This is a genomic window from Telluria sp. BA11 (genome assembly GCF_056680305.1).
This window is the reverse complement of the sequence record NZ_CM155275.1, coordinates 3,206,046-3,217,955: the sequence shown is the minus strand read 5'-3', so window position 1 is coordinate 3,217,955 and position 11,910 is coordinate 3,206,046. Positions and strand designations below refer to the sequence as shown.

Below are 11,910 nucleotides of genomic sequence, written 5' to 3'. Positions count from 1 at the left end.
GCATTTACTGTTAGATTGTTAATACACCTTCACCCCCAACCCTTCTATCAGTGCTGCTATGAAAACCTTTCACTGCGACAAATGTTCGCATCAGATCTTCTTCGAGAACACCCTCTGCTTCAATTGCGAAAGCACCCTGGGCTACCAGCCTTCCCAGCGCTCCATTAACAGCTTCGAGCAGGCTGAAGACGGCCTGTGGCGTAGCCTGAACCGCAAGGATGAAGGCAAGCTCTACAAGCAGTGCAGCAATTATGTGCAGCACAATGTGTGCAATTGGATGCTGCCGGCCGACGATCCGCATGAGTTGTGCGAAGCATGCCAGCTCACGGTCGTGATCCCGGCACTGACGTCAGAGAAGAACCGTGTCCTGTGGTCGCGCCTTGAAACCGCCAAGCGCCGCCTGCTGTTCTCGCTGGCGCAGCTGAACCTGACCCCGGCCTCGAAAGAAACCCAGCCGGATACCGGCCTGGCATTCCAGTTCCTCGAAGATGGCGTGACTGACCAGTGCGTGATGACTGGCCACGACAATGGCCTGATCACGCTGAACATCGCCGAAGCCGATCCGGCCGAGCGCGAGCGAACGCGCGAACAGATGCACGAACGTTACCGCACGCTGCTGGGTCACTTCCGTCACGAAAGCGGCCACTATTATTTCGACCGCCTTGTTGCCGATACACCATGGATCGACAGCTACCGCGCCCTGTTCGGCGACGAGCGCCAGGATTATGGCGACGCACTCAAGCGGCACTACGAGAACGGTCCGGTCGCCGACTGGGAAGAGCGCTTCGTCAGCAGCTACGCTGCATCGCACCCATGGGAAGACTGGGCCGAGACCTGGGCCCACTACCTGCACATGATCGATACGCTGGAAACGGCTCACTCGTGCGGCCTGTCGCTCAAGCCGGCCAAGGCCGATGAGCCGGAACTGGACAAGATCACGCTGCCAACGAAATCCGGCGCCTTCGAAGAAACGCTGAGCGACTGGTTCGCGCTGACCTACGTGCTCAATAGCCTGAACCGCAGCATCGGCATGCCGGATTCGTATCCGTTCAAGCTCAGCACGCCTGTGCTGGAAAAGCTGGAATTCGTGCACAAGGTCGTGCGTGATCAGATGGGCAAGCCGTCGCTGGCTGCGCAGGCGGCGCAGGCACCGGCGCCTGCGCCTGCGCCGGCAGCACCTGCAGCACCGGCACCAGCTGCCGTCTGAGCTTGAGTAGGGTGGACGGGTTTCCCGTCCACGCGTTCAACAATCCTTTGCGTGCCACAAAATCACGGTACTTTGAACGCCTGGACGGCATAGCCGTCCGCCCTACACCCGGGATGACAAGACAACAGACGTCAACCCGGCGCCCCCTCCAGCAACTCCACCGTCACCTGCATCTCATGCAGCGCCAGCGCCGGCCCGAACTGCGTGAAGATCGCCACATCGGCTGCATCGCGCCCATACCCTATCGTCACGCGACCGCCGCGCGGTCCATCCTGGCTCGCATCGAACGTATACCAGCGCCCGCCCACATACGCCTCGAACCACGCATGCAAGTCCATCGGCACCAGGCCATGCAGGTAACCGGCCACGATCCGCGCCGGAATGCTCAGCGCGCGGCACAGCGCAATGCCCAGATGCGCCAGGTCGCGGCACACGCCTTCGCGGTACTCATTGACCTCGGTCGCGGCCATCTGGGTGTGATTTGCCGCCGGATTGAAGCGCACCTCGCGCCGGATCCAGTCGGTGATGCAGGCCACCTGGTCGTAGCCTGGCGCAACGCCGGCCACAATGGCGCTGGCCATCTCGGCAAACCGGTCGGATTCGCAGTAACGGCTTGGCAGCAGATACAGCAGCACGTCCGCCGGCAAGGTTGGTACCTCATCGAACGGCGCACCGGGTGCAACGCTGATGACCTGGTCGGTCAGCACATCGGCCGAGGTCTGGATCGAAAATTCGCCGGGCGGCGCCGTCAGGCGCTGGCACAGGTTGCCGTAGGCATCCGTATATTCAAGCACTTGTACGCTCGGGGTGAGCGTATAGGATTCGCGCGCCACCCATTGCTGCGCACCGCTGCGGGGACGCAGCATCAGGATGAATGGCGTGGGGTATTCGACGCTGAAACTGAGCTTGCAACCGGTTCGCAGCCACATCGCAGGCCCGCCTTCCTTTGTTAAAGTGTGCGCACCGTCATGACGCAGGCTAGCCATGACGGTGCGCCGCGCCATGGTTTGGTGCGCGAGTCGGTCAACGCGTCTGCGACTGGGTCTGCGTCTGCGACGAGGTCTGCGATGACGTTTGCGACTGCGTCTGCGACTGGGTGGGCACCGGCACAGGCTCCGGTACAACCTCCGGCAACTCCGGCGCCACCGGCAACAGGAAGTCACGTCCGATACCGTTGCCCAGCTCGCCAATACAGGCCAGGAACTTGGTCAAAAACTCGTGCAGGCCTTCGTCGAGGATCTCGTTGATCTCGGCCGACTTGAGTGACGCATGCAGTTTTTCCGCCAGCCGCTCGGTGTCGTGTGACAGCTCGTTGCGCACGTCCTGCAACACCGCCACGACGGCGGCCATGCAGGCCACCAGCGAGCGCGGCATCTTGCCCTGCAAGATCAACAGTTCGGCCACGCGCGTCGGCGTGATCGCGTGGCGATACACCTTCCGATACGTCTCGAACGCAGATACCGAGCGCAGCAGCGCCGCCAGGTAATAGTATTCGCCCTGCGCGCCTTCCTGGATCGTGTCGGACGCCAGGAACCGGAACTTCACGTCCAGGATCCGCGCCGTGTTGTCGGCCCGTTCCAGAAAGGTGCCCAGGCGGATGAAGTTGAACGCTTCATCCTGGAACATCGTGCCCAGCGTGACGCCGCGCGACAGGTGCGAGCGGTACTTGACCCATTCCAGGAACTGGCCGGGATCGCGTTCGAACATGCGCTCGCTCAGGTGCTTTTGCAGCACGAGCCAGGTGGTGTTTTCGGTTTCCCAGACTTCGGTGGTCAGGGTGCCGCGCACGGCGCGGGCATTCTCGCGCGCGGCGCGCAGACAGCTGGCAATCGACGACGGGTTGTCCGGGTCGCGCACCATGAAGTCGATGACGTTTTTTTGCGTCAACGCGTCGTACTTGGCGTCGAATTGTGCTTCGAGTTCTGACACGCTCAGCATCGTGCGCCAGCCCTGCTGCTCGGCCTGGACCGATTGCGGCATCAGCGAATACTGGACGCGCACGTCGAGCATGCGCGCCGTGTTTTCAGCCCGCTCGGTGTAGCGGGCCATCCAGAACAAATGATCTGCGGTGCGGCTCAACATGCTAGTTCTCCAGTATCCAGGTGTCCTTGGTGCCGCCGCCCTGCGACGAATTGACCACCAGGGAACCTTCTTGCAACGCCACGCGGGTCAGCCCGCCCGGTACCATCGACACGGTCTTGCCCGACAACACGAACGGGCGCAGATCGATGTGGCGCGGCGCGATGCCCGATTCGACATAGGTCGGGCACGCCGACAGCGCCAGCGTCGGCTGGGCGATGTAACCGTCCGGATTGGCCAGCACGCGGCGGCGGAAGTCTTCGATCTCGGCCGTCGTCGAGGCGGGCCCGACGAGCATCCCGTAGCCGCCGGCCCCGTGCACTTCCTTGACCACCAGCTGGGGCAAATTCGCCAGCGTGTACTGGAGGTGTTCTGGTTTCCTGCACTGGTAGGTCGGCACGTTGTTCAGGATCGGCTTTTCGCCGAGATAGAACTCGATCATGTCCGGCACGAACGGGTAGATCGACTTGTCGTCGGCCACGCCGGTGCCGATGGCATTGGCCAGGCCAACGCGGCCGGCGCGCACCGCATCGAGCAGGCCCGGCACGCCCAGCGTCGATTCGGGGCGGAACGCGCGCGGATCGAGATAATCGTCGTCAATGCGGCGATAGATGACGTCGACCTGCTTCGGGCCGCGCGTCGTGCGCATGTAGACGGTGTCGTTGCTGACATACAGGTCTTGCCCCTGTACCAGCGCCACGCCCATTTGCTGGGCCAGGAACGCGTGCTCGAAATAAGCCGAGTTGTGCATGCCGGGCGTGAGCACGACCACGGTGGGATCGTCGCCGCCATGCGGCGCCACGGTGCGCAGATTGTCCAGCAGCAGATCGGGATAATGGTCGACCGGCGCCACGCGGTTGCGCGCAAACAGCGCCGGGAACAACCGCATCATCATCTTGCGGTTTTCCAGCATGTACGACACGCCCGACGGCACGCGCAGATTGTCTTCCAGGACGTAGAACTCGCCCTCGCCGGCGCGCACGATGTCGACGCCGGCAATGTGGGCATAGATATCCAGGGGCACATTAACGCCCTGCATGGCCGGTCGGTACTGCGCGTTATTCAGGATCTGTTCGGCCGGAATGACGCCCGCCTTCAGGATGTTCTGGTCGTGGTACACATCGTGCAGGAAGCGGTTCAGCGCGGTCACGCGCTGCACCAGGCCGGCCTGCAGTTTGGCCCACTCGGCGGCGTTGATTACGCGCGGAATGATGTCGAATGGGATCAGCCGTTCCTTGCCAGCGTTGTCGCCGTACACAGCAAACGTGATCCCCACGCGTTGGAAGTTCAGCTCGGCTTCCGCCCGCTTCTGCTCGATCAGATGCGGGGGTTGCTGGCCGAGCCAATCCGCGAATGCCTGATAATGAGGCCGCACAGTTGCCTCATTGGAATACATTTCATCGTAAAAGTTCGACATCATTGCCTCCTGTGCCAGAATACTAACAAGAAACGTGCCAGCCACCCCGTACGACTCACAAGTCAAACGAACGCGGGTATGAATCATGCTTAAATGCTTCTATCTTGCGCCTGCTTAGTTGCGCGCAAACTAATACGACCAAATTCAGAGCGCCGGCATCGATCGCGCCCCAATCGAAAGGCACCACCGCATGGCTATCCGCGTTGCGCTTCATCACAAGACCAGCTACCGTTACGACCGCCTGGTCAATCTGTCACCGCATGAAGTGCGCCTGCGTCCGGCGCCACATGCGCGTACACCGATCCTGTCGTATTCACTGACCGTCCTGCCGAAAGAGCATTTCATCAATTGGCAGCAAGACCCGTACGGCAACTACATTGGCCGTTTCGTGTTCCCCGAACAAACCGACGTGCTCGAGTTCACAGTCGACCTCGTTGCGGACATGACGGTGATTAACCCGTTCGACTTCTTCGTCGAAAAATATGCCGAGACGTTCCCGTTCGCCTACCCGGACCTGCTGCAGTCCGAACTGAGCCCGTACACCAGGTCGCAAGAGCCTGGCCCGCTGCTGACCGAGTGGGTCGCCAGCGCGCGGCGCGAACTGCTGGCCCAGCCGATGGGCACGAACGACTTCCTGGTGGCCATCAACCAGCGCCTGCAGCGCGACATCGCGTACCTGCTGCGGATGGAGCCGGGCGTGCAGGAGCCGGAAGACACATTGCAGAAGCGCTCCGGTTCGTGCCGCGATACCGGCTGGCTGCTGGTGCAGATCCTGCGCGAGATGGGCCTGGCGGCGCGTTTCGTGTCCGGCTACCTGATCCAGCTCACCGCCGACCAGGAAGCGCTCGACGGCCCGAGCGGCACCACCGTCGACTTTACCGACCTGCACGCCTGGACCGAGGTGTATGTGCCGGGCGCCGGCTGGATTGGTCTCGACCCCACCTCGGGCATGCTGGCCAGCGAAGGCCATATCCCGCTGGCCTGCACGGCGATGCCGTCGTCGGCCGCGCCGGTCACGGGCTTTACCGACAAGGCCGAGGTCACGTTCGTCCACGAAATGACGATCACGCGCATCCACGAAGACCCGCGCGTGACCAAGCCGTACACGGAACACGACTGGGACAAGATCAACCGCCTGGGCCAGCAGGTCGATTCTGATCTGGTGAACCAGGACGTGCGTCTGACGCAGGGCGGCGAGCCCACCTTTGTCTCGATCGACGACATGGACGGCGCCGAATGGAACACGCTGGCGCATGGCGACAAGAAGCGCGAGCTGGCGGGCAACCTGATGCACCGCCTGAAGAACCACTTTGCACCGGGCGGCATGATCCATTACGGCCAGGGCAAGTGGTATCCGGGCGAGCCGCTGCCGCGCTGGGCGCTGAACATCTTCTGGCGCGTCGACGGCCAGCCGATGTGGTTCGATCCGTCGCTGTTCTCGGACGAGCACATCGATGATGGCTATGGCAGCGAAGATGCCGGCCGCTTTGCCGCGGAGCTGGTCAAATCGCTCGGCCTGCCGGCCGGCAGCGCCATCCCGGCCTACGAAGACGTGCTGCTGCAAGCCCAGCGCGAGCAGGCGCTGCCGCGCAATCTCGATCCGCTGGACGCCGACCTGAAAGCACCGGAAGAGCGCCGCCGCCTGGCGCGCCTGCTCGAACGGGGCCTGGGCCAGGTGGCCGGCTACGTGCTGCCGCTCAAAGCCCGCGAACACGATCCGTCCGTCATGCTGGGCACCAGCTGGCGCACGTCGCCGTGGCCGCTCAAGCGCGAAAACCTGTACCTGATCGAAGGCGATTCGCCGATCGGCCTGCGCCTGCCGCTGTCCACGCTGCCGTGGGTGCTGCCCGAAGAGCGCGATCCCGATTTCGATGTGGACCCGTTCGCGCCGCGCGGCCCGCTCCCGGTTGGCAAGAAGGACCGGCGCCCGGTCCTGAGCGTGGCGCCCGGCAAATCGACAAACAAGGCAACGCCTGCCGCAGCTGACCCGGAAGCGCGCGAAGTCATCCACACGGCGCTGTGCCTCGAAGTGCGCGCGGGCCGCCTGTACATCTTCATGCCGCCGCAAAAGCGCATCGAGGATTACCTGGCGCTGGTCACGGCGGTCGAGAACACGGCCGCCAAGCTCAAGATGAAGCTGCGCATCGAGGGTTACGCGCCACCGCGCGACCCGCGCATCAAGCTGCTGAGCGTCACGCCCGACCCGGGTGTCATCGAGGTCAACATTCATCCGGCGGCAAGCTGGCATGAGCTGGTCCACAACATGACGACGCTGTACCAGGAAGCGCGCCTGACCCGCCTGGGCACCGAGAAATTCATGCTCGACGGCCGTCACACGGGCACCGGCGGCGGCAACCACGCAACGCTGGGCGGCGCCACGGTCGAAGACAGCCCGATGCTGCGCCGGCCGGACCTGCTGAAAAGCCTGATCACGTACTGGCAGATCCACCCTGCCCTGTCGTACCTGTTCTCGGGCACCTTCATCGGCCCGACCAGCCAGGCGCCGCGCGTGGATGAAGCGCGCGACGACAACCTGTACGAACTGGCGATCGCATTCCAGCAGATGGACAAGGTGCTGCCGACCATGCATCCCGGCGACAAGCCGTGGATGGTCGACCGCCTTCTGCGCAATATGCTGGTCGACCTGACGGGCAATACGCACCGCTCGGAGTTCTCGATCGACAAGCTGTACTCGCCCGACGGCCCGACCGGCCGCCTGGGTCTGGTCGAATTCCGCGCCTTTGAAATGCCGCCACACGAGCGCATGAGCCTGTTGCAAATGCTGCTGCTGCGCGCCCTGGTCGCGCGCTTCTGGCGCCAGCCGCTGCAGGCCAAGCTGGTCCATTGGGGCACGGCGCTGCACGACCGCTGGATGCTGCCGCACTTCGTCGCGCAGGATATCCGCGACGTGGCGAAAGACCTGCGCGCGGCCGGCTACGCGTTCGAGGACCACTGGTTCGAGCCGTTCATCGAGTTCCGCTTCCCGCGCTTTGGCACCGTCGTCTACGAAGGCGTCGAGATGGAACTGCGCCAGGCGATCGAGCCGTGGAACGTGCTGGGCGAAGAAGTCAGTGCCGGCGGCACCGCGCGCTACGTCGATTCGTCGGTCGAGCGCATGCAGCTGCTGGTGCGGGGCCTGACCGACGGGCGCCACGTGGTGGCCTGCAATGGCCGCATGCTGCCGCTGCATCCGACCGGCGTGCCGGGCGAATACGTGGCCGGTGTGCGCTTCCGCGCCTGGAGCCCGTGGTCGGCGCTGCATCCGAGCATCCGGGTCCAGGCGCCGCTCGTGTTCGACCTGGTCGATACCTGGAGCGGGCGCTCGATCGGCGGCTGCACCTACCACGTCGTGCACCCGGGCGGACGCAGCGAAACCGGCTCGCCGGTCAATGCCAACGCCGCCGAGGCGCGCCGCTTTGCCCGTTTCTGGCCACACGGTCACACGCCCGGGCCATTCACGGTGTACAAGGAAGACCTCAATCCGAGCTTCCCGATGACCCTCGATTTGCGCTGGCAGCCGATGTAACGCTGGCATTTGTTTCAACCGTAAAGCTGCACGCCAATGCCCAATCAACTGCTTGCCCACTATCTGGCCGCGCCGGATGGTTTCGATGAAATGCTGGGCGCCGACAAGGCGCCGCGCGCGCACTGGCGTGCGATGCTTGCCAACCTGGAGCACGAAGCACCGGACATGATGCGCCAGCGTCTGGAGATGGTGCAGCGCCAGGTGCGTGAAAACGGCGTCAGCTACAACGTGCTGGCCGACGCCGGCACCCGGCCGCGCCAGTGGGACCTGAACGTGCTGCCGCTGATCCTGCCGCACGAGGAATGGAGCGGCATCGAAGCGGCCGTGATCCAGCGTGCCACGCTGCTCAACAAGATCCTGGGCGACGTGTATGGCGAGCAGGCGATGCTGCGCGAAGGCTTGCTGCCGTCGGCGCTGATCCATGGTCACGCGGGCTTTCTGCGCCCGTGCCACGGCATGCGCCACCACGACGACGTGGCGCTGCATTTCTATGCGGTCGACCTGGCGCGCGCGCCCGACGGCCGCTGGTGGGTGATGGCCGACCGCACGCAGGCGCCGTCGGGCGCCGGCTACGCACTCGAAAACCGGTCCATCATCGCCCCCACCTTCCCCGACCTGCTGCGTGAACTGAAGGTGCAGCCGGTGTCGCCGTTCTTCCGCACCATGCACGACAGCCTGGTGCACTGGGGCCGGCTGTGCGCGGCCCATGGCGACAAGCCGGCGCCGCTGCGCGAGGGCGAGATGCCGCTGATCGTGCTGCTCACGCCGGGCCCGCGCAGCGAAAGCTATTACGAACAGGCCTATCTGGCGCGCTACCTGGGCCTGACCCTGGTCGAAGGTGGCGACCTGACGGTACGCGACGGCGTGGTCTTCATCAAGACGCTGGCCGGGCTGCACCGGGTGCACGTGATCATGCGCCGGGTCGACGACGAATCGTGCGATCCGCTCGAGCTGCAAAACTCGCTGCTCGGCGTGGCCGGCCTGACCCAGGCCGCCATGCGCGGCAATGTGGTGATCGCCAACAGCCTCGGTTCGAGCCTGCTCGAGTCGGGCGCGCTGCTCGGCTTCCTGCCGGCGCTATCGAAGCGGCTGCTGGGCGAGCCGCTCAAGATGCCCTCGGTGGCGACCTGGTGGTGCGGTGAACCGGCCGCGCTTGAAACGGTGATCACCAGACTCGATCGCCTGGTGATCAAGCCGAGCGGCGCGATGCCGTTCCAGCCGGCCGTGTTCGGCCAGGATCTCGACGGCGAGGCACGCGCGGCGTTCATTGCCAATCTGCGCGCCAATCCCAACCATTACATCGCGCAGGAACTGGTGCGCCTGTCACAGGCACCGGTGTGGAAGGATGGCCGCGCGCCCGGCCTGCAGGCGCGCGCGGTGGGCCTGCGCGTGTTTGCGTGCGCCACGCCGAATGGCTATGTCGTGATGCCGGGCGGCCTGACCCGCGTGGCCACCGGACCCGATGCGCGCGTGCTGACGATGCAGATGGGCGGCGCCAGCAAGGACACCTGGGTCCAGGCGCGCGCCCGCGTTGAAACGCACCGCCTGCAAAAGAGCAGCATCACGGGTGAAGACCTGGTGCGCGAAGACAGCAACCTGTCGAGCCGCGTGGCCGAAAACCTGCTGTGGTTCGGGCGCCATGCCGAACGCAGCGACAATATCTGCCGCCTGTTGCGGGTGGCGCTGAATATCCTGTTCAATGTGCGCTTCGACCAGCGCGGCGCCGAGTGGCCGACCGTCGAGGCGCTGTGCATCTGGTTTGGCCTCCTCGATGCGCAGCGCAAACCAGCGGCGCCGGGTGCGCCGGCCGTGGTGGGCTCGGCCACATTGCCGGGCACCGCCAGCGCCCTGCCGGCCCCGATCTTCACCGATGCCGAGATCGAATCGGCACTGCTGCTGGCGGTGGTCTCGCCCGCCGTCCCGGGCCTGGCGCGCCAGCAGCAGCAGTTGCACCGGATCGCCGGCCAGCTGCATGAGCGCTTCTCGGTCGACAACTGGCGCGCCCTGAACCGCATGGTGCAGCCGGCCGCCCCGCCTGGCGAGCGGCCGTCGCAGTCGGGCGTCATGACGATTCTCGACGATGCCGCCGCGGCGCTGATGACGCTGGCCGGCTTCGCCCTCGACGGCATGGTGCGCGACCTCGGCTGGCGCTTCATGTCGATCGGTCGGCGCCTTGAACGCCTGCAGTTCCAGGCGCTCGTGCTGCAGCGCGCACTGGCGATGGACGAGAACGGCAATCTCGACTGGGTGCTCGAACTGTCCGACAGCATCATCACCTACCGCGCCCGCTACCGCGCCCAGCCCGAGTGGCTGCCGGTGCTCGACCTTCTGCTGCTGGACGAAACCAATCCGCGCTCGATCGTGTTCCAGTTGAACGGCATCATCGGCACGCTGGGCAAGGTCACGCAGGCCCAGGGCGCCGGGGGCCTGGACCTGTTGGCACCACTGAAGGCCGAGCTGACAGCGCTCGATCCGGGCGTCGACCTGAAGCATGGCAATGCACTGCTCAGCGACCTGCTCAGCCGCATCGGGCAGGCCAGTGCGGCATTGTCCGAACAGATCGGCGTCCAGTTTTTCAGCTATACCGCCAACGGCCGGCAAAGGAACCGTACCTCATGACCGATTTGCTGCCGGGCGCCGTGGGCGCCGATGTGATTGCGCGCTATCGCGTGGTGCACGAGACGCGCTACAAGTACAACAGCATGGTCACGCTGTCGCAGCAATACCTGCACCTGACGCCGCGCTCGTTCGCGTGCCAGCAGACCGAGTCGCACCTGATCTGGCTCGATCCGGTCATCAACGACAGCAACGAGGGCGTCGATTACTTCGGCAACATCACGCGCCACGTGGCGCTGACCGTGCCGCATGACAGCCTGCTGGTGCACGCCGAATCGACGGTCTCGCTGCGCCCGCGCTACACGCTGGCGCAGATCGCCGGCACGTTGTCGTGGGAATCCGTGCGCGACATGATGGACAAGGAAAAAAGCGCAGCCACGCTGGAAGCCTGTCGCTACCTGTACGCCTCGCCCCATGTCGCGCTGTTCCCGGAACTGGAAGCCTATGCGCGCGAGAGCTACATCCCGGGCCGCCCGCAACTCGACGCGGCGCTCGACCTGACACACCGGATCTTCGACGACTTCGAATTCGACAGCAAGGCCACCGACATCTCGACGCCGCTCGACCAGGTGCTGCGCGGCCGGCGCGGCGTGTGCCAGGATTTCGCGCAACTGATGATCGGCTGCCTGCGCAGCATCGGCCTGCCGGCGCGCTATGTCAGCGGCTACATCCTGACGCACCCGCCGGAAGGCAAGCCGCGCCTGATCGGGGCCGATGCGTCGCATGCATGGGTGTCGGTGTTTTGTCCGGCGCTGGGCTGGGTCGATTTCGATCCGACCAACCGCTGTCTCGTGCAGCATGAACACATCACGCTGGGCTGGGGGCGCGACTTCAGCGACGTGACGCCGATGCGCGGCATCGTGCTGGGTGGCGGCAAACAGGAGCTCGACGTGCAAGTGACAGTGACGCCGCTGCCGCTGCCCGGCGCGGCATGACGCGAGGGTCACAACCAGCACAACCGCACAGCCGGGGTCACAGCCGGGGTCAGGTCTGACATTTGGACACGGACTCTTCCTTGATCGCTTCGTCTGGGATTTTATAGAGAGATTTTTGTCGAGCTCGTGT

General features: G+C 64.7%; 7 protein-coding genes. 4 read left to right on the top strand and 3 right to left on the bottom strand.

From position 1 onward, the window contains the following. The first annotated feature begins 58 nt into the window (after nt 1–58). Nucleotides 59–1,207: a zinc-binding metallopeptidase family protein gene (locus AC1MGT_RS14125; RefSeq protein WP_499500703.1), complete on the top strand. Its 1,149-nt coding sequence runs from the start codon at nt 59–61 to the stop codon at nt 1,205–1,207. Between the two features lie 131 nt (nt 1,208–1,338). Here the strand turns inward: AC1MGT_RS14125 and AC1MGT_RS14120 are convergent, their stop codons facing one another. The 3 genes from AC1MGT_RS14120 to AC1MGT_RS14110 all read right to left on the bottom strand — a co-directional run bounded on the left by AC1MGT_RS14120 (nt 1,339) and on the right by AC1MGT_RS14110 (nt 4,703). After that, nucleotides 1,339–2,136, bottom strand: a complete 798-nt coding sequence (locus tag AC1MGT_RS14120) for a transglutaminase domain-containing protein (protein ID WP_499500702.1) — start codon at nt 2,134–2,136, stop codon at nt 1,339–1,341. Nucleotides 2,137–2,230: 94 nt separating this feature from the next. Beyond that, the gene (locus AC1MGT_RS14115; protein WP_499500701.1) at nt 2,231–3,289 is read right to left on the bottom strand and encodes an alpha-E domain-containing protein; all 1,059 of its coding nucleotides are present in this window, start codon (nt 3,287–3,289) and stop codon (nt 2,231–2,233) included. A 1-nt stretch (nt 3,290) separates the two neighbouring features. After that, entirely contained in the window at nt 3,291–4,703 is a 1,413-nt protein-coding gene (locus tag AC1MGT_RS14110) for a circularly permuted type 2 ATP-grasp protein (protein ID WP_499504290.1), read from the bottom strand. Nucleotides 4,704–4,893: 190 nt separating this feature from the next. Here AC1MGT_RS14110 and AC1MGT_RS14105 point away from each other — a divergent pair, with 190 nt between their 5' ends. The 3 genes from AC1MGT_RS14105 to AC1MGT_RS14095 are packed head-to-tail and all read left to right on the top strand — an operon-like array spanning nt 4,894 to nt 11,780. After that, nucleotides 4,894–8,229 (top strand): transglutaminase family protein, encoded by a 3,336-nt coding sequence (locus AC1MGT_RS14105; protein WP_499500700.1) that lies wholly within the window; start codon nt 4,894–4,896, stop codon nt 8,227–8,229. A 36-nt stretch (nt 8,230–8,265) separates the two neighbouring features. After that, nucleotides 8,266–10,848, top strand: coding sequence for a circularly permuted type 2 ATP-grasp protein (locus tag AC1MGT_RS14100; RefSeq protein WP_499500699.1), 2,583 nt, complete (start codon nt 8,266–8,268; stop codon nt 10,846–10,848). After that, on the top strand, nt 10,845–11,780 hold the full coding sequence (locus AC1MGT_RS14095; RefSeq protein ID WP_499500698.1) for a transglutaminase family protein: 936 nt from the start codon (nt 10,845–10,847) through the stop codon (nt 11,778–11,780). Before AC1MGT_RS14100 ends, AC1MGT_RS14095 begins: the two co-directional genes overlap by 4 nt. Nucleotides 11,781–11,910 lie beyond the last annotated feature (130 nt).